The following is an 18484-nucleotide window of genomic DNA, read 5'->3' on the forward strand; positions in this document are numbered from 1 at the left end:
GCGACCGGATCCCGGTTGTCGACCACCACAGGCGCTGCCGGCGCCGCCTCGGGCGCGGCAACGCGCACTGCAGGCGCTGCTGCAGGCGGTACCACCACCGGCGCGGACGCCGGCGGAACAGGCTTGGCCTGATCGCGCACCGCATCACCCAGGGCAGGCACCGGCGCCGCCGGCGGTACAGCGACCGGATCCCGGTTGTCGACCACCACAGGCGCTGCCGGCGCCGCCTCGGGCGCGGCAACGCGCACTGCAGGCGCTGCTGCAGGCGGTACCACCACCGGCGCGGACGCCGGCGGAACAGGCTTGGCCTGATCGCGCACCGCATCACCCAGGGCAGGCACCGGCGCCGCCGGCGGTACAGCGACCGGATCCCGGTTGTCGACCACCACAGGCGCAGGCTTGCCGGCATCGAGCACGACCGGGGCGGCCTGCTTGACCTCCTGCGGCTCAAGCGTTACGCGTAACGCCTCACCAGGGGCGGCCGGCGTCGACGCCTTGTCCTCACCTTCGGACGCATCCTCACCAAACCAGCGCTTACCCAGCCAGGCACCGACCGACTCGCCACCCATGCCGCCCAGCACGGCGCCGACGGCACCACCCACGGCAGTGCCGATAACCGGCACCACCGAGCCAATGGCAGCGCCTGCAGCTGCGCCCGCGAGCGTACCCGCGAGACTGCCGCCGGCGGCGCCGTAGCCCTCGGCCTTTTCGTCTTGGGTCTTGGCATTCAGGGCAACATCGAGCGCAGCCGTGCCGGCGTCCAGGAAATTGCCACCCGGCAAGCGCCTGGCCAGCCGCGTAACGCCGCGCATCGAGCGGGCGACATTGCCCAGCTCGCCGGCGGCGGTCAGTGCCCTGGCGGCTGCAGGAAGCGGCCGAGGCCTTGGCACCGGGGCCAGTGGCGCCTCGACCGCTGCCACCGGCCGCGCTGCAGCGCCTTGCCTTGCCGCACGCCGGCGCTCCCGGCGGCGACTTCTGCGACTACCCCTAGCAGGCCCTGCAGGGCCGCTATTAGCGACAGCGCCGCCGATCTTGCCGAAGGCATCGGCATTGACCACAAACACACGCTGCGGGTCTTTGATGGCCCCCAACGGATCGTTGGCCGGTTCGGCATCGGGCGAACGCGGCGACAGCACCTTGTCCAGCACGCCCAGGCCGGCGTCGACCACCTTGTTGCCGGTCACGCGCCGGCGCGTCGGCGCCTCGTCTTCCTTGCTGCCACGTCCCAGCCAGCCGCCGCGCGCGATGTTGAGCGCACCCTTGCCGATCCGGTACGCGCTGGCAGCAGTGCTCAGCGCCAGAAGGGCCGCCACAGTACCGGCAATGCCCGTCACGACCGCCGGGAACTTGTCCGACAGCGTGGTGATGCCTTGGGCAACAGCGGTTAGCCCCTTGGCCGCCAGGTCAGTGGCCGGGCGGATGGCATCGCCAATGCTGCGCATGGCATCGTCAGCCGCCTGGACCGTCTCCGCCCATTGTTGCGCCGAAGTTTCGCGGCGCTCGGCCAGGTTCTTGTCGAGGATGCCCGAGGCCTTCTTGGAGTCGGCTTTAAGCTCCTCATACAGACCCCGGTTCTGGCCATAGGCGGTAAGCGCGGCCTTGACCTGCATGTCGGCGAAGATATCGCCGGTGCGCAGGGTTTTCTCCAGCGCCTCCAGCGCTGCCTTGGCCTTCTCCGGGTCGACTTCCTTGTCGATCTTAGCCTGGGCGTCCTTGATCTTTTTGGCTTTGGCCGGGTCGGTCGCCTCGACGTATCTCATGGCCAGGGCCATGGACGCCTCAATGACGTTCATGCCCTTCTGCAAGCCGGTGTTCAGCGAGGCCTGATAGTCAATGCCTACATCGCTGTAGGCCTTTTTGATATCGCCGGCGCCGATCTTCTCCATCCAGTTCTTGAAGTTGTTCGCCGCTTCGTCCGAACTGCCGGCGGTCTTCATCTGAACTTGCAGCATGGAGCCCAGCGAGGTCACCGCATCTAGCCCGGTGATCCCGTTTTTCTCCATGCCGGCCAGCAGTTGCGGGAACCACTTGGCCATGTCGCTGGCCTCGAAGCTACCCGCCTGGCCTTGATAGGCGATGGCCTCCAAGGCCTGCTGCATAACCTTGGGGTCGCTAATCTTGGCGTTTTGCTCCAAGGCCTGGATCATCGACGCTGTGTCGACGCCCGAGGCACCTTGGCCAATGGCGAACTTGGCCGCCACCGGCGCATAGGACAGGGCCTTGTTCAGGTCCATGCCGGCGCCGACCAACTGGTTGACCAGGTCGGCCACGTCATTGCGCGCCATCCCAGTGCCGGCGGCCGTATCGATCACCGTCCGGGTTAGCTGCTGCTCCTCGGGCTTGTTGGCAATATCGGCCTTGATCGCAATATCACGGATGATCGCCTGATAGTTCGCGCTGACCATCGTCGGCACAGCAACAGCGGCCGTGGCTGCCGCCGTCTTGCCAATGTTCGACCTGAGCGATTCTTTTCCCGCCTGCACCTGCTGGTGGCCTTTGACCTGCAGATCGGCGGCGCGCGCCTCGCGGCCCAGGCGTTGATACTCACGACTGAGCCGGCCGACCTCGACGCCCTGATTGCGCAGCGCCTCAAGGTTGCCGTTCAGTTTGCGCAGCAGCTTGTCGGCACCGGCGGCGCCGCTGTCGTGCGCGCGCTTCCATTCCTCGCGCAGCTTGATGGTTTCGCCAATGGTGCTTTTCAGCACCTTGGCCTTGTTGCCCTTGGCTTCCAGCTTCTGGATGCCACTTTCGACCGTCTTAAAGGCGGTGCCGACCGTTGAAGCGACGGCACCCCCGATGACCAGCATCAAAGGCTTTAACGCCATTGCTTACCCCCTCGCCGGCTCAGTCCGAGAGCCACCACATCACGTCCGAATAGGGCATGGTCATGATTTCCTCGGCCGAGAAATTCAGCTCGGCCGCCAGTCGCTTGGCGGCCGCCTTCATGCTGTCGGGATTACAGTTCGTCCTCTCGCACCAGAAAGGTGTAACCGACCGAGATACGGTTGTAGTCCTTGTAGGTCAGGCCCTCCAGGTCCTTAACGCCAACCTCGGCCAGGGAGGCGAACAGGTTCAGCTCGCGCTGCTCGTCGTCACCGTCCGAGGTCTGACTGGAAATGCGCATGTCGCGCACGGTCGGCGCGCGCAGGGTAATGGTGTCCACCTTGATGCCGTTCAGCTCGGTTGGCTTGGTCAGGGTGATGGTGACGTTTTCAGCGGTCAGCTTGAGGTACTTCGGTGCAGGCTTGCTCATGACTCGGTGTCCTTGAATCGGAAAGGAATGCGGAAAGGTTGCAGGGGGTTACAGGCCGAGGTCGCGGCGCTGGCTGGCGAGCTGGTCAACGCCGTTGATAACGCGCTTCATGCCAACCGGGTCGATTTCATAAATCTGCTCCCCGCCGACCTCCAACTTGTAATAGGTCACGGCAATGCCGTGCTTGAGTTCGGCCTTGTCGCCGGCCTTCCAGTCGCCCATATCGATCTCTTTCAGGGTGCCGCGAAGGGTGACGATCACCGCCTTGGTTTCGCCCTTCTGGCCCTTGAAGGAGCCACGGAACGTGCCGTTGAAGGCGTTACCGTCGGCCAATCCGAAGAACTTAAGCGACTCTTTGCGCACGCCGGTCGTGGTGAAGTTGGACTCCATCTTCTCCATGCCCATATCCAGCTCAATGGCCATATCCATGCCGCCGGCGCGGTGTTCCTCGGTCTTGAGGGTGAGCTTGGGCAGGGTCAGGCTGGGAACATCGCCCTGGAAGCTGACGCCGTCCACGAACAGGTTCAGGTTGGCCAGGGTTTCGGGAATCATTGCCATGTGATGCGCTCCTTACGCGACTTGGTCGAGGACTTCGGTCAGCCATTGATTGGTGACTTCGATGCGGAAATTCGGGTTTTCTGCCGGCGGAACATCGGTGAAACGGATGTTCCAATAGACCTTGCCCTGCTCCAGCTGGCTGGCCGTGTTAAGCACCGGGTCGGCGTAAACCTCGAAGTTGATGATTGCGCCCTGGGCTTTCAGGTCGCGCATGAAGGCTTGAAGGCCTTCGGTCACGTCGCGGATATAGGTCGAGGTAATACCCCGGTCTACTGCCCACTTGTGGCCGTACAGGATGGCGTCCATGACCATATCCATGGTCCGCACACGGGTGACGAACGCCCATTTCGAATCGCTCGACAGGGTGCGGTTGCCCCACAGGCGGAAACCGTCGTCTCGAATGATGGTCGCGATGTTGGCGTTATTCAGCAGGTTGGCCCGGCACGTCTCGTCACCGTCCAGGTACTCGATGGCACGGGTGGTGCCAGTGATGCCGACAAACTCTTTGTTCGACGGCGACGACCAGAAACCGTATTCGCTGTCGGTGTAGGCAAACACGCCGGCAACCCAGGCCGAGGCCGGCGCGTCGACAGTCGCGCCAGACGCGCCGGAAGTGGTGTCCCACAGCTGCACGCCCGGATCGACCATGTACAGACGCTTGGAGCCGAACAGCTTGGCGTAGGTGGTGGCCGCCTCGTCGGTGGTGCCAGGGCCGTCAATGATGCCAATCGCGCGCAGCTTGCCGGCAATCGAGTCGATGGCCGTGGCCACCGCCTGAGTCGCGCTGTGCTTGGGTGCGATGATCAGGCGCGGTTGCGCGTTGAAACGGCTCTTGCCATCCAGCAGCGCCTGCAGGCCGGTACGCTTACCGTTCGCCTGCACGCCACCAATGACTGCCGTGGTCTGCGCCGCTGCATCCGCGCCCTTGGCCACGCCAGTGGCGACAATGACCGCCTTGGAACGGGCATAGATGGCCTGGCAGGCCTTGGTAACGGCCGAGGCAGGGCCGAACGCGGCGACCGCCTCGCGCGGGTTGGTGATCAGCACCAGGTCGCCGATTTTCGCCGTGGCATCGGCGCCCTCGGTGAAGGTGTCAACCAGGCCAATGATCGAGGACGACGGCAACGCGACATTGCGCGCCCCGGTGTCGACGTTCGTTACGGTAACGCCGTGAAAGAATCCAGACATTTGAAACTCCAGAAAGCACAAGGCCGCGTCATGCGCGGCCCGAGGATGGGAGAAATAAAACAGTCAGCGCTGCAGGATCTGCAGCACCTCGACCAGCAGCGCCACGATCAGGCAGGCCACCAGCGGGCAGAAGAAGTCGAGGCGACCGTCTACGGTCCATCGCCAGATGCGCAGGCCGTCGTACCAGTGCAGATTGGCCAGGTGCACCGCCTCGACGTGCGCCAGGTTGCGCTCGCCCTGGGTGTACTCGCGACCAGCGAAAAAGAAGATGCCGGCAGCGGCGCCGGCCCAGTGGCCAGCGGGCACGCCCAGCAGGGCCAGGACGCCCCACAGGGCGCCCATGATCAGCAACGCCGCCAGGACGTGCTCGAAGTGGGTTCGATTCATGCGTGCCCTCCAGGCACAAAAAAAGCCGCTTAGCGGCCCTTGGGGTTACGAGGTGAAGTTGGGTTAGGCCGCGTTACCGACGCCCTGAATGCGCGCCTTGATGGCGGCAATAGCCACGTCTGCCATGGCCTCGGCCTGCTCGTGACTGGTGGCCTTGAGCACGTCCTGCTTGCCTTTCAGGCGAGCGGCGCGGATGTCGTAGATCGCAGATTTCCAGGCGCGCGACTCGTGCAGAATGCTCTCGGTCGCGGCCTGCGCGTCGAGGCCCGCCGCGTCCATCCAGGCTTGTACAGTTGCTGGAACCTCGCCGGCATAGCCGTTCGCTGCGAAGCTCTCGGCCTCGTCCGCCGTCATCCGATATTCAACAGCGCGCAACGGATCACCCAGGACCGCGCTACGCGCCTGATCGGCCGCCTGATCGACCTGCATGGCTGCCACCAGCAGAGCGGCGCTCAGGGGCAGGCTGTCGAAACTGAAACCGACATAAGTACGACCGCCGAATTCGATGTTCAGGTTTTGAGTTTGCATATACGCCCCTTAAAGTACGGTCAGGTTAGTCATGATGTTGGGGATATCTTTGGGCAAAGACCCAGCGGCAATACCGCTGATGTAACGCCCGCCGAACGAAGCGGGGAACGAAGTTCCAAGCACCTCAAGTACAACAGCACTATTTGGCGCACCGACGAGGTATGCCGTGCCATCCGGGGGAGACGTGAACTCGCAAGCCGATAGTTTCGCCGCCAGGATCACAGCGCCCCCGTTGGAAGTGCTCTTGAAGAATGCATTCACGAAACCGACAGGCGCCGGGTTCAGGCCAGCCGGGCTTGGGAGGTCAACTGTGATATCACTCAGCAACACCTGAGCACCGTTCGATTGAACAATGCCCGAAAGGTAATGCGCCGTACCATCAGCGATCATGTAATAAGCGGGAATAATCTTCCGCTTAACACCCGTGGTGTCACTGAAAATCGACAGAACGCGGGCGTCGACGCTAATGTTTAACGCCATCCGGTAATCGGTTTGCAGCCGAACGATACATAGCCCGCCAAATGGGGTATTGGCAATTGCTTTATCGATGGTCTTCAAAGGCCGCGCTGCCTGGCCGTCGGCGTTGTCATCGCCGGTGAGCTGGTTCACATAGAAGATTTTACGGCCTTCGGGGATGGCTGCAATCGCAGACGCGACCGCCGAATCGATGGCGGCTTTCTTATTGCCGAAGTAGTCGAGCAACTTGGTAGTTTGCGTGACCAGGTTGGCCACATCAGTTTCGAGACTCATACGTCTTATGCTCCAAAGGTGTTTTGAGTTACTAAGGTTTGCAGGGCGATGATCGCCGCCGCGTTACAGACTGCAGCGACCAGCTGGTCCTCACGGTCAGAGACTTGGCGTCGTTCGACCTCCAGCAAGCGCTGCGAATGGTTGTCGAGCACCGCACCAGCTCGGCGTGAACTTCCCGCCAATTCGTCGAGTTGGTCCTGTCGCTGCAGGCCGCACAGCTGCTCGGCAATGACTGCCGAGGCATTACCGACAGCCGCACTGGCAAGGCCATTGCGGTCGGCCTCCTGGCGCGCTTCAACCTCCGACATGCGCAGCAGCAAGCGGGAAATCTGCTCACCTGCCACGCGCTGCCATTGGTCTTGCTGGTCCAGTTGATCCTGCTGCTGCAGGCCGCGCAGCTGCTCGGCAATCAATGCCTGCGCCTGCGCAGCCAGCGGCCCGGCCAAGCTCAGACTCAGCCCGGCCTCGTTGCTTATGATCGTCACGCTGTCCGCCGGCAGCGCGGCCAGCGACAGGTCATAGGCCAACAGCAAGTCGGTGTCCGCCGACTTGTAGGCCAGCGGGGTGGATGAATCGGACCACACCGCCAACAGGGTGCCGTCGCTCAGCAGAAAGCCGATTTCCCGCACCCAAAAAGCGCGGTCGCCATCAGCCAGGGCGGTCAGGTGTAGCAAGGTACTGCTCAGGCGCTCGCCCCCGGCAATCGGGTACTTGGCCGTTTGCGCAACCAGGCTTTTCTGGTCGGCCGACGGCGTGTAGCCCGAGGTGCCCAGGGCAATATGGGTGATCTGCGCCGCAATGCCGGTGTTATCAGCACGCAGGATCGCCGCCAGCCCCGCCTTGGTGATCACGGGTTGTAACGGGGTACTCATAAAACAGCCTCCATCGTGCTGCGCACGACGACTAGGGCACGGGTCGCACTGGCGACCACAAAGCCCGATTCAGCATTGATCGGCACGCCAAGGGCCTCGACAGAACGCCGAGACACGCCGAGCGACCGGGTGGCGTTGGCAAACTGCAGGCCCTGCACCGCCACGTCGATCTGCACCGCTTGGGCATTCATGCTCAGGCGCTGCAGGCCGCGCCCTCGGGCAACGTTGGCGAACAACAGACCGCCGTCGAAGCGCGCGCCCAGGCGAAACTCATAGTGGCTGCGCTCGTTCTTTGCCGCGTCGACCAGGGCGCGCAAACGCGCGCCCAGCTGCGGCGAGATAATCGAGCCCTCCCCCTCGCGGTTCTCGTTCGCCCAGGCCGTGACCTGGAACGTGTACGGGGCCGCGTTGGGGATCTGGTGCCATTCCTTGAAATCCGCATTGACCCGCACCGCCTTGAGCACCCGCCGGATCGCGCCGACGGTGCCCTTGGTCTTGTGGACCGGGATCGCCTCGCGAACCAGCTCGCGGCGCTGGGCGGTGGTGTTGGCCGCCTCCCAGCCCTCGACCTTCCAGGCCCAACCGAGCCACGGCAGGAAATCGGGCGGACAGCGCGTCGAGTCGGCAATGCCCCGGATGATTTCCGGGTCAATGCCCTGCTCGCTGGCCGCCTCCAGGGAGCGCTCCAGCAGGGTGGCGTTATGCGGCAACAGGCTCACGTCGCCACCTGCGTGGTCAGCGCGATTGACGTGCAGTTGGGGTAATGCCGCTTGTCACACGCGATGCCTGCAGCCGGGTGCACCAGGTCAACCTGGCTAATGCCCGTTACGTGTAACGCCGCGTAGATCGCTGACAGCGGCAGTTGCCCCTCCAGACGCCGCGCCTCGGCAATGGCCGCGTCCAGGCCTTTGCGGGCTGTCGCCTGGACCACCGCCGGATCTGGTCCAGCCTCAACGTGCAGGACGGCCTGCACCTTGAAATCGGTCGGCTTACCCGCTTGCACGCGCGGTCGGTCGGTGATCGGACGCACGGTTTCGGCCGACAGCGCCGCCTGCACGGTGGTAACCAGCTGGGTCGGCAGCGAGGTGCTGTCCAGCCTGGGCAGGATGGCCAGCGACACGTCGCCGGGTAGCGGGTTGGCCAGACCAGCGTCGTAGTCGCAGACCACCACAATGGCTCCATCCGGCAGCAGTGCTCTAACTGCGGCATCGAGCGCCACCCCAGTAAATCGGGGCGAGTCGACCGAGACGTTAGCCAGCTCGGCCGAAGCACTTAGGGCATGGTACTCATACGCCCCGCGACTTCCGGCCACCGATAGCGCCTCAAGCGACAGCCGCGTGCGATAGAGCAACGCATCGTCATCTTCCATCACCGCCGCCACCGGTGGCACTGCATCGGGGTCGGCCGCACGGATCGTCAGCCGCCGCACGTCGTAGTCGGCGGCGCGGTTGTCCAGGTCGGCCCCCTTGGCATAAGCCAGCAAGCTGGCCTTGGCCGCCGCGTTGACCCGAGCCCGCATCAGCAACTCACGGTAGGCCATCACCTCCATCAGCTTGACGACCGGTTCAGACTCCAACAGCGCCGTCCACTGGTCGCCCATGTGGCCACGGAAGATGCCAAGCACCTCCTGATACAGCGTCTCAAAGTCCAGGGTTTCCACCACATCGGGCGGGGGCAGCAAAGACAGGTCAATCATGCGCTCACCTCCACGACGGCCGAGTTGCCCAGGTACTGGCCTGTCAGTTCCAGACCAATCTGGCCATCGAGCACGGAAATCACCTTGACGCGCTCCAGCTGGACGCGCGGCTCCCAGCGGCCCAAGGCGCGGGCCACCTCGGCCTGCACAGCGCTTTTCCAGCCTTCGTTAACCGGCAGGTCGACAAAGCGGCGCAAGTTGCTGCCGTAGTCCGGCCGCATGCGCCGGCTACCCAAGGGGGTGGTCAGAATGTCCTCAATCGACTGTTTCAGGTGATCGAGGCCCGAAAGTGGCTGGCCAGTTCGCCGGTCCACGCCAATCATGGTTAGCCGTCCAAGCGCTGCAGGTCGGCGTGGCCACCCAGGAACGCCAGCGCCTCGTCGTCGCCTGCCTGGACGGTCACGCGCCCGGCCAGCACCTTGAACTCGCGCAGGTCGTCGCCGGCCTGCAGGAACAGCGAGCGCGAGGTGTAGGCGCTGTCGGTGAAGGTCACGCCGGCCGGCGCGACAGGTTCAGCGGAGGCGGCCGCGTCCGTTGCCGCGTCATCCGCAGCGGTTTTCTTGACTGCCATAAGGCGGTTCTCCAGAAAGGACAAAGCCCGCAAAAGCGGGCCTTTATGGGTTGAGTTTGGAAGTCAGTGCGGACAGGCCAGGGCCTGCTCAATCGCCGACTTGAAAGCGCTGGCCAGCGCCTCCGGGTCGAGATTCCCCGACACGTTGATGGTGATGGTCGGGGCTCGGGTCGGACGCGGCGCGGGGATGTAACGACCAGACATCAGCGCCATGGCGAGGCCCTGGGCGATTTCTTCGGGGTCGTTATCACCCGCCAGCAGCCGACGCCAGTAGCTCAGCATGCGGAAGTGATCCGCAACGCCGGTAATGCCGTAGCCAACCATTTTTTCCACCATGTGACGGTCGGTCCCGCTGATCGGGGCTTGCGGGTCTTGTTCAGCCATATCAACCTCAGTGCTTGTGGTTCGGCGTATTGCCGAGAGTGTCGATAATCCTTTTAAGGCCGACTATGTCGAGCGTTACTAGTAACGCTCCGTCGATCTTCACATTACCCTGCAGGCTGATTTCGGCGGCCTTGACCGTGTACGTTTCGGCCTCAGCGCTGATCGCGGTCGACTTGGCGGTGATTGCGTTGTCGGTCAGCACTGCCTTACTGCCGCCGACCTCAATGTTGACCGTGCCGGTGGGCAACTTGATGGTGTAGCTATTGGCCGCCCAGTCGTAGACCAGGGACCCGCCATCATCGAAGCGCCACACCTCGACATGGTCGCGATTGTCCGGCGGCGCGCCGGCGTTTCCATACAGGCCAGGAACGAACGTCCCCTGCGCAGGCTCGCCGCTCGGACTGACCAGCACGCCCTGCTCGCCCATGCTCGGCGCACGCCAGTGGCGCGCCTTACCGGCGGCGATGGCATGCCAGCGCACCCAGGCACTGGTCCAATCGCCGCCATCGGTGACCCGCACCTTGGCGGCCACCAGATCCACCCCCACGACGTAACAGGGGATCACCAGGCCGGCCAGCATGCGGTCCAACTGGGCCTCGGCGTAACTCATGCCAAGGCCTCCGGCTCGCGATACTGGCCCTCGTTACCGGGACCACTGTCAGGATCGAAGGCGAACACCAGCGAGCCCGGCGGCTCGTTCTCCCAGGGCCATTCGGTTTCACCCAGGTAAACGTCCTGCTGCCATTGCACCGCCCAGCCTACGCAGCGGGCCAACTGGGGAGCGAACTCCGCCGGCATGGCTTCCACGTTTTCGGTCGGGCCGACGAAATCCATATCCCAATGCTGCAGGCGCAATTGCTGCATCAGCTTGCTGGCCAGAACGGCCGCCTGCAGCGGCGCCAAGGCACGGCTGGACTCCAGCATAACCAGCGCCTCAAATGTCACTTTAAGGCACAGGCGGCCGTCGCCGGGGTCATCGCCGGGGGCGAAGTTGGTTGCCGCGTACAGCAGCGCCGGCAGCTTCATACCCTCTTTGATCAGCTTGGGGTAAGCCTCGATCAGCTGAAACTGCGGGAGATTCGCCTGCAGGGTGGCGGTCATCGCGTCATGCAACTGCTTTAACTCGCCGGGGATCACCGGCGGGTCGTCAGAAGATATCGGCGGTTCTTGCATGCTTCACCTCCAGCACCAGGGCAACCATGCCGTCGCCGGTAGGCTCGGGCCGCACCACGGTGTAAGGGCCACCGCCCTCATGGGCCGGTAGCTCGACGGTCAGGGCTGCCCCCCTGGGCAAACGCTCAGCGATGGCCGACAGCACCGTAAACCGTGGCTCGTCCAGCTCGGCCGCGTCGACGCCCTTGGCCATGCGCTTGCTGCCCAACTGGGGATCAAGGGCCGGGTTGCTAAATACGCCCAGCACCTTGCTGCCATCTTCAAGCGTTGCGCTATCGCCTACCCGCTCGAGGATTCGCCCTGTACGGAAAGCCATGCGCTCGCGAAAGCTCGGGCGGGCCATTACTGCACAATCAGCACGTCGGCGAAGCCGTCGACGGTGTCGCTCAGCTGCTTGCCGTAGGGCTTCGAGTCCGGGGTGCCGTCGGCCACCAGGGTGCCGTTGAGTACGCTTACCTTGGCGCCGGCCTTGAGCCCCGGCGTCGACGGCACTCGCCACACGTCGCAGGTACGGTAGGTAATGGGCGTACCTTTAGGGCCGGATTGCAACGGCATTACCGCGAGACTGTCGATCACCTGGGGAATGCCGGCAACCGAGCCGCCGGTAGGGGCCGGCAGACTGATGCTGCCGCCACCCTGTACATAGTTCTTGGCCATGGCCATTTTCTCCTGTCCAGAAACAACAAACCCCGCATAGGCGGGGTACTTGGGGGTGATCTGCGGTTACGCGCCGACAGACTTGTTGAGGCCGCGCGAATCCAGCGCAGCAACGCCGGCGTCGATCCGCACCTTGGTAGCCACGCCGTCGACGCCGAAACCTTCTTGCTGCTCCATATACGGCTTGTCGACGCCATCCAGGTACGACACTTCGATAGTGTCGCGCCCCTGCGCCGCCGCGAGGTACCAGGTCTTGGCCGAGTCATCGTCCAGACGCGGCTCGGCGATCACGTCGGCGAAGTTGCGAATCGGGTTATCGACGCCAGCGTTTACGTCAGCGCCGGGTACCGAGGCAGAGCGGATCAGCTGCTTGGCGCGGTCTTCCAGGGCCACAGGGCACAGCAGGAAAGCCGGGCGAATGTTCAGGGTGCGGGCTTTTCCACCCTCAACCTGCGCCTTTTGCGTGGCCATGGCGTTCTTGGCGGCAATCATCGACTCAATCGACAGTGCCGAGCCGGCACCGGTGAACAGGTTTTTGCGGTCGACATGGAACAGCGCTTTCTTGTCGCTCATCGGCTTGTTGTCGACCAGGACCGCATAGACCAGGTCGCCGATAGTGCCGCGTGCAGCCAGCCCCATGTTGTAGGGCACGCTGCTCAGCATATCGAGGTCGTCGTTGATGATGGCCTGACGGGTGATCGAGAACAGTTCACCGTAGGTCGCCAAGCTGATGGTTTCGCCACGGTCGCCGGTGGTGATGTACTTGTACTCCGCACCTGGGCGCACTTCACGCAGGCTCGGGAACGAGCCCATACCCACACGTTTGGCGCTACGGAAGTCGCTCAGGCGGCCACGCTTGGTCCACAGGTCAAAGGTTTCTGGCGCCTCGTCCCAGCCGGCCAGCACCGATGCTTGGGAAATGTCGATCAGGATGTTGCCGAAATCGCTGGTGTCATGCGTGAAGGCCAGGCCGACCATCTGCATGGGGTTGAGCGATGCCACCAGAATGCCGCGATCCGTCAGCGAGGCGCGGGCCAGCTCCTTGAGGCTCATGTGGTTATAGGCGTTATCGGCCTCGTTCTCGGCCTGGCCAATCCGGCCCGCCAGGGCTGCGCGCACCGAGTCGCCCACCAGGTTGCCGTTGGTGATGTGGCCGTGCTGGCCGGGCACTTGGCTACCGGTCGGAGTGGTCGACTTGCCCATGTGGGCCAGCAGCTTGGCGTTGGCCGACTCCAGGCTGCAATTGGTGTCGTTCAGGCACTCGTCACGCAGGGCTGCCGCGCCTTCGACGGTCGGGAACATGGCAAAAGCGGCGGTGATACTGGAACGACGGGTTGCCTCAGCCTGCAGCACGCGGGCCTCGATCTGTGCCGGGGTTTCGTTCGCCGGGGGCTGGGTCGGCTGATTGACCGGCGGGGTCGGCTGGTTCACCGGCGCCGGTGGCTGGGTTTGACCGCGCGGGGCGAACATCGGTTGTGCAGCGGTGGGCATGTTGGTGTACTCCTGCATGCGTTGAGAGTTGAGAGCGGCGAAGGCATCCAGCGCCCCCACCAATTCATCGGCAAAGCCCAGCTCGACAGCCTCGGCGCCGGTCATCCACGTTTCAGCGGAAAGCAGCTCCTTGACCTCGTCGGCGGTCTTGCCGGTCTTGTTGGTGTACGCCGCCACCAGGGAATCCTCGACCTTGTCCAGCAGGTCGGCGTATCGGCGCATTTCGTCCGCATCCCCGCCCTGAATGCCCCAGGGCTTGTGCACCATGATCATGGCGTTTTCGGGGATGCGGATAACGTTGGAAGCCATCAGGATCACGCTCCCCATGGAAGCGGCCAGGCCGTCCACAGTGCCCTCCACGCGCGCCGGGTGGTTGCGCAGGAGGTTGTACATGGCCATACCCTCGAACACGTCCCCGCCTGGGGAGTGAACGTGCAAATTGATCTGTGACACGTCACCGAGGGCTTTCAGATCGCGGGCAAACTGGTTGGCCGAGATACCCCAGGCGCCAATCTCGCCGTACAGCATCAGGTCGACCACGCCGCGCTGACTGGATGCGCGCAGCGTGTACCAGGTCTGCGCGGCCGGGTCAGCCGTCGTCGCTACCGCCCCGCGCGGCCCCAGGACGGGCAGCCTTGCCCGCTTTCTTCGTTTGCTCATTGGGTTGGTTTCTCCCGTAATACTCGTGGTAGGCATCCGAACTGAACACCAGATCGTCTGCCCGGTTGGCGGCAATCTCGGACTTGCGAGACGCCTTAAGCTCGGACGGGTTGCGGCCACGCGAGCGGGCCATTTCCGCCTCGTCAGCACCACCGATCTTGATCAGCGTTTCCCAGGCGTCAGCCTCATGCACCGGGTTGATCCACGGCATCACAGGGCCTTGATAGAACGCGCCATAGATCGTCCGGGGGTCCACGTCTGGCGGCACCTTGAGCTGCCCGCTCAGGATCGCCATGCGCAGCCAGTTGCGGTACACACGGCGGCACCAGTAGTCGATGAACTCATGCTGCAGCAGGTCGTATCCCAGCTGGCCCTCGACCAACTCCTGGCGTTGCGCCGAATAGGTACCGTCATAGCTGCGCGCCACGCTGGAATAAGTGCCGCGTGTACCGGCTGCTACAGCCTTGAGCTGTCCGTTGCGGAACCCCTCAAGGAACGGGTTCGGCCGGTTGCTTTCGATCATGCCCACGTCTTCACCCGGCAACAGGGTGTCGACCACTACGCCAGGCGCAATGGGGAATGTTCGCTCGGCCCGCGTTTCACCAGGGCCGGCAGGCACATAGTCGTCAGGGGTGCCTTTCTTGATGTACATGGCCAGCGCCGCACTGATCCGCGCCGCCACCCGCTCGCTTTCCTCGTAGTCCTTGATATCCGCCAGGCGGATCAGGACCGCGTGCAGGAGCGGCTGGCCACGGCTTTGGCCAATGCGCTTGCGGTAGGCAACGTGAATCACCTGCTCAGCTGGCACGCGCTTGGTGTTTTGCGACAAGGTGCCGCGCAGCCCTGCAGGGTGCGCCTTGTACAGGTGGTAAGCCTGCACGCGACGCCACCCGTTGCGCTCGATGCCCTGGACGATGCCTTTGGAATCGTCGGTGTACTCGACCGGCAGATAATCCGCCTCCAGCAGCTCCAGGGCGTAAGGCACGCCGTGCAGATACTGATAGTTCGGCACTTTGCCCATCAGTTCCTGGGCAAGCGCCTCGCCATCGCGCAGCCAGCTGCGGCACACCAGGCGCTCCATCTGCGGCCGGGTCAATTCGCCAGAGGCCTCGGGCTTTAGCGACCACTCCCCCCAAAGCGCGTTGATAGCGGCGGCGAACTCACGGTGCACTGTGCCATCTAGGTGCAGGGGGATCGGCTCAACCGCGATACCCGAACCACCCACCACGCGTTCCTCCAGGCGATCAAACAGCCCGGTGACAATGTCGTGGTCCTCGTCCAGTTTGCGGCACTGCTCGCGCATGGACTTGAGCGTGTGATTCAGCGAACGGTCAGCGCTGCCCGTCTGCTTTTTGGCCTTGTGGGTCCGCGTGGGCTTGGCGGCTTCAAACGCCATGATCACGTTACGCGCCCGCAAGCGCTCGGCCACCATGCCCGGAAACAGCGGCGCAAGCGCCCGGTCCAGCAGGTTCATGCCACTCAATCAAAGCTCGCCAAGGCAAAGCCCGGACGCCCCCCGCGCGCCTGTGCAGCTGCTCGGCGCTCCCAGTACAGCCGGCCGTCGCGAATCTGGTTCAGCTCGGCATACACGAAACGTCGCCCGTTCAGGGTCACGTCCTTGCCGCCTGCCACCAGGTCCGCCTCGGCCCGCATGTACAGCGCGACCATTTGTTGGGGGGTCAAGTTTTCTTCGGCATCTACGTCAGCCATCCGCTTGCTCCTGTTTCAACCCAGCCGCCGGCGGCAGGCTGGTGGTCTGGTTGCGGCGCCACCGGCGCCGGCGGCGGCGAAGCGGCCGGCACTGGTGGCTCGTCCGGCTCGGCCGCTTGTGCAGGTTCTGCCGGCACCTCCCAAACCCCGGTTTCCGGGTTCTGGCTGGCTAGCAGATCGAGGTCGAGGCCGAAACGCTCTTGACTGATACGCAACGCCGCCAAGGCGTACACCAGGCAGTCGAGCGCTTCGTTTCGTTTCTTGCTGGCATCCCAGCGCAACACGCGCCGCCCTTTAACCAGCACCCATTTCTTGGTTTCGCTGGTCAGCTGCTTGAGTTCGTCCATGTCACAGATCGAATCGTCGGCCGGGAAGTGAATCAGGCCCGGTACCGGACGATTGCCGTCCGGCTGCAGCTTGAGGCGGTTGTAAAGGACCTCTTTGGCGTTGTCGGTACCGACCTCGGTCAGGTAGGTTTTCGACTTCTTGTCTTTCTTGCGCGGGAAGTTGGCAATTGGCTTGCCGTAGGTGCTGGCCCCGAAAATAGGAATCACCCAGTGCAAGCCATGCTTGCGGCTTTGCGCACGCACTGTCTCCGAGTGGTGGCCGCCGGAGTCCCAGCACCACCGCATAACGCTCATCTTGGTGCCATCGGCGCGGGTGAACTGGCGGTGCAGCTCCAGCCCGACTTGGCGCAGCAGCTCGGTGCTGGCCGGGTCGCCAGTCAGCACGCGACGGTAAACCAGCCATTTCTCCTCATGCTTGCCGAAAGCCCAAACCCGCAGTTCGTAGCGGTCGTCTTGGGTGTCGATCCCGCCCGTCAGCACCAGGGCACGCTGCGGCACCTGGGAGCCGTAAACCTCGCGGCGCTCGTACAACAGTTCAGCGTCGATCTTCTCGCTAAGGTCTTCCTCCCACGTCTCCCCGAGCGTGGTGTTGACGAAGGTCTTGATCTTCCCTCGGTCCTTGCCAGCCTTGACGCGCTCGTCGGCAATCTTCACCCAGGTGGTGAAAGTCGAGTAGACGGTCCAGATATGGAAGGTGACGCGGAGCGGCGTGCGAATCGGCTTATCGTTCGCGCCAAACCACTCCATGCTGTCGCGAGTCCATATTCCGGTCTTCTCGCAGATGTAGCGCCCGGCCTTCGACGCCAGGACCATTTCATAATGTTCGAAGGTGCAGCCGTTGCCGGACTCGCACAGGTACCACGCGTGATCCACCTGGCCCAACTCGTCCTTGGACCACTTGAGCCCAAACGGCTGGTCAGAGCCGCCCCACTTCAAGGTTTGCTCGGTCTGACAATGCGGGCAGCGGATGTGGAAGCGCAGCAGGTACGGTGATTCCTCAGCCGCCCGCGATATCTGGCAGCTGCCGGCCAGCTTTGGGGTAGATCCCCGAATCGACTTCGGATAGGTCGCCCCTTCCAAACGCTTGTCACCCAGGAAGGTGGGCGAGCCCTCTTTGTCGATATCGTCGTCAAAGCTCGACAACTCGTCATAGCCGACTTCATCCGGGCTTTTCTCCCGGTAGTTGCCGCCAGCCTTGCCACCCATCCACCACAGCACCTTGCGGTTTTCGAAGGTCTTCGACTCGATGGTGTTGTGCTTGTGCTTCTTGCCGAACCAGGGCGCCATGGCCTTGATCACAGGCACGTCGCGAATCATTGGCTCAATGTGCTCTTTCATGATGCCCTCGGCGTCACCGTCCGTAGGGCTCCACATGCACACGCTGCGTTTTTTGTGTTCCAGCTTGTAGGCGATGTTCGCCACCAGCATTTTCGTGTAGCCAACCCGAGCAGATTTGATCAGGTTCAACTCTTGAATCAGGTCATTGCCCATGGCGTTGAGCAACGCCACCTGGAACGCCTCAGTGGTCCACTTGCCCTCTCCATAGGAGGACTCAGAGGACATATAAAAATGTTCGTCCGCCCAGACCGAGGCCGTCATGGGTGGATCTTTTTTCAGGTTCTTGAACCCACGCCGAACGGCCTCAACCAGCGGATTCATCCAGAGTGGCGAGGTATTCATCTAAAAGTCTCGGTATTCGATCAGCCAGATCGACCGCCGCGTTACGCGTAACGGCAATCTCGCCCTCGAACGCCTCCAGGTGCCGGGGCGCGATATCGGGGTGCTTGCGCTTTACGTTTTTCGGGGTCATGTCGAGGGCTGAAGCCAGCTGCGCGCACACGTCGGACAGCGCGTAAACCATGAAACCGACCGGAGCCAGCTCCTTTTCGCCGACCTTGTTTTTGCGTGCCTGGGCGTCCGCTTGTTCCTTGGTCAGGCGCAAACGCTCGCAATCAATCTTGTAACCAATGAGCGGATCAATCTCGTCGGCTCCTGGTTGTTGCTTGCCGCTTTGGTGCTGCAGGCGGTTATCCAGCACTGCACGGGTGTCGTAAAACGCTTCTCGGCCGATCTTCGCGACCGGCTCGACGCCCCATTTGTCAAAGGCTTGAACCGAAATCCCGAGGCTTTCGGCCATGCGTTTCTTGTTCAGCCAGTACGGCTGCCGGGTAATGGATGGATTAGCCATAGTCGAAACAACAACCAACCTCTGCAAAAGGGTCGTAAGTAGCGAATGAGCGGGGCCCGAATTACCCCCTA

At 63.2% G+C, this 18484-nt stretch carries 22 protein-coding genes; all 22 read right to left on the minus strand.

What is annotated here, in order from left to right; translation table 11 throughout:
• On the minus strand, positions 1–2825 hold a 2825-nt coding region (locus QYE47_RS23055; protein WP_301159137.1), incomplete at its 3' end, for a phage tail tape measure protein.
• Between the two features lie 131 nt (positions 2826–2956).
• The gene (locus QYE47_RS23060; protein ID WP_234547100.1) at positions 2957–3253 is read right to left on the minus strand and encodes a phage tail assembly protein; all 297 of its coding nucleotides are present in this window, start codon (positions 3251–3253) and stop codon (positions 2957–2959) included.
• Between the two features lie 48 nt (positions 3254–3301).
• Positions 3302–3811, minus strand: coding sequence for a phage major tail tube protein (locus tag QYE47_RS23065; RefSeq protein WP_301159138.1), 510 nt, complete (start codon positions 3809–3811; stop codon positions 3302–3304).
• A gap of 12 nt (positions 3812–3823) precedes the next feature.
• Positions 3824–4999: a phage tail sheath family protein gene (locus QYE47_RS23070; RefSeq protein WP_301159139.1), complete on the minus strand. Its 1176-nt coding sequence runs from the start codon at positions 4997–4999 to the stop codon at positions 3824–3826.
• A gap of 63 nt (positions 5000–5062) precedes the next feature.
• Positions 5063–5386 carry a hypothetical protein gene (locus tag QYE47_RS23075; protein ID WP_301159140.1) on the minus strand — a complete coding sequence of 108 codons (324 nt, stop codon included), beginning with the start codon at positions 5384–5386 and terminating at the stop codon, positions 5063–5065.
• Between the two features lie 63 nt (positions 5387–5449).
• Positions 5450–5914, minus strand: a complete 465-nt coding sequence (locus QYE47_RS23080) for a hypothetical protein (protein ID WP_301159141.1) — start codon at positions 5912–5914, stop codon at positions 5450–5452.
• A gap of 9 nt (positions 5915–5923) precedes the next feature.
• Positions 5924–6664: a hypothetical protein gene (locus QYE47_RS23085; RefSeq protein ID WP_301159142.1), complete on the minus strand. Its 741-nt coding sequence runs from the start codon at positions 6662–6664 to the stop codon at positions 5924–5926.
• 5 nt (positions 6665–6669) lie between these two features.
• The gene (locus QYE47_RS23090) at positions 6670–7536 is read right to left on the minus strand and encodes a phage tail protein (RefSeq protein WP_301159143.1); all 867 of its coding nucleotides are present in this window, start codon (positions 7534–7536) and stop codon (positions 6670–6672) included.
• Positions 7533–8255, minus strand: a complete 723-nt coding sequence (locus tag QYE47_RS23095; protein ID WP_301159144.1) for a phage tail protein I — start codon at positions 8253–8255, stop codon at positions 7533–7535. The genes QYE47_RS23090 and QYE47_RS23095 overlap by 4 nt, the downstream gene beginning before the upstream one ends.
• Complete coding sequence (locus tag QYE47_RS23100; RefSeq protein ID WP_301159145.1) at positions 8252–9232, minus strand: baseplate J/gp47 family protein; 981 nt, start codon at positions 9230–9232, stop codon at positions 8252–8254. Before QYE47_RS23100 ends, QYE47_RS23095 begins: the two co-directional genes overlap by 4 nt.
• A complete protein-coding gene (locus QYE47_RS23105) occupies positions 9229–9555 on the minus strand; it encodes a GPW/gp25 family protein (protein WP_238739168.1) in 327 nt (108 codons plus the stop codon). The genes QYE47_RS23100 and QYE47_RS23105 overlap by 4 nt, the downstream gene beginning before the upstream one ends.
• 2 nt (positions 9556–9557) lie before the next feature.
• Complete coding sequence (locus QYE47_RS23110) at positions 9558–9803, minus strand: hypothetical protein (RefSeq protein ID WP_301159146.1); 246 nt, start codon at positions 9801–9803, stop codon at positions 9558–9560.
• Positions 9804–9866: 63 nt separating this feature from the next.
• Positions 9867–10187 carry a hypothetical protein gene (locus QYE47_RS23115; RefSeq protein ID WP_301159147.1) on the minus strand — a complete coding sequence of 107 codons (321 nt, stop codon included), beginning with the start codon at positions 10185–10187 and terminating at the stop codon, positions 9867–9869.
• A 7-nt stretch (positions 10188–10194) separates the two neighbouring features.
• Positions 10195–10797 carry a phage baseplate assembly protein V gene (locus tag QYE47_RS23120; RefSeq protein WP_301159148.1) on the minus strand — a complete coding sequence of 201 codons (603 nt, stop codon included), beginning with the start codon at positions 10795–10797 and terminating at the stop codon, positions 10195–10197.
• A complete protein-coding gene (locus QYE47_RS23125; protein ID WP_301159149.1) occupies positions 10794–11360 on the minus strand; it encodes a hypothetical protein in 567 nt (188 codons plus the stop codon). The genes QYE47_RS23120 and QYE47_RS23125 overlap by 4 nt, the downstream gene beginning before the upstream one ends.
• Entirely contained in the window at positions 11335–11703 is a 369-nt protein-coding gene (locus tag QYE47_RS23130; RefSeq protein WP_234547087.1) for a hypothetical protein, read from the minus strand. The genes QYE47_RS23125 and QYE47_RS23130 overlap by 26 nt, the downstream gene beginning before the upstream one ends.
• A complete protein-coding gene (locus QYE47_RS23135) occupies positions 11703–12017 on the minus strand; it encodes a hypothetical protein (RefSeq protein WP_301159150.1) in 315 nt (104 codons plus the stop codon). Before QYE47_RS23135 ends, QYE47_RS23130 begins: the two co-directional genes overlap by 1 nt.
• Positions 12018–12083: 66 nt before the next feature.
• Positions 12084–14168, minus strand: a complete 2085-nt coding sequence (locus QYE47_RS23140; RefSeq protein ID WP_301159151.1) for a ClpP-like prohead protease/major capsid protein fusion protein — start codon at positions 14166–14168, stop codon at positions 12084–12086.
• The gene (locus QYE47_RS23145) at positions 14098–15642 is read right to left on the minus strand and encodes a phage portal protein (RefSeq protein WP_301159152.1); all 1545 of its coding nucleotides are present in this window, start codon (positions 15640–15642) and stop codon (positions 14098–14100) included. The genes QYE47_RS23140 and QYE47_RS23145 overlap by 71 nt, the downstream gene beginning before the upstream one ends.
• 5 nt (positions 15643–15647) lie before the next feature.
• On the minus strand, positions 15648–15878 hold the full coding sequence (locus tag QYE47_RS23150; protein ID WP_054889822.1) for a hypothetical protein: 231 nt from the start codon (positions 15876–15878) through the stop codon (positions 15648–15650).
• The gene (locus QYE47_RS23155; protein ID WP_301159153.1) at positions 15866–17905 is read right to left on the minus strand and encodes a terminase gpA endonuclease subunit; all 2040 of its coding nucleotides are present in this window, start codon (positions 17903–17905) and stop codon (positions 15866–15868) included. Before QYE47_RS23155 ends, QYE47_RS23150 begins: the two co-directional genes overlap by 13 nt.
• Positions 17868–18413 carry a terminase small subunit gene (locus QYE47_RS23160; RefSeq protein ID WP_070085999.1) on the minus strand — a complete coding sequence of 182 codons (546 nt, stop codon included), beginning with the start codon at positions 18411–18413 and terminating at the stop codon, positions 17868–17870. Before QYE47_RS23160 ends, QYE47_RS23155 begins: the two co-directional genes overlap by 38 nt.
• Between the last annotated feature and the right edge of the window lie 71 nt (positions 18414–18484).

Origin of the sequence: Pseudomonas sp. 2,4-D (assembly GCF_030418155.1) — a bacterium.
In the GTDB taxonomy this organism is placed as follows: Bacteria; Pseudomonadota; Gammaproteobacteria; order Pseudomonadales; family Pseudomonadaceae; genus Aquipseudomonas; species Aquipseudomonas alloputida.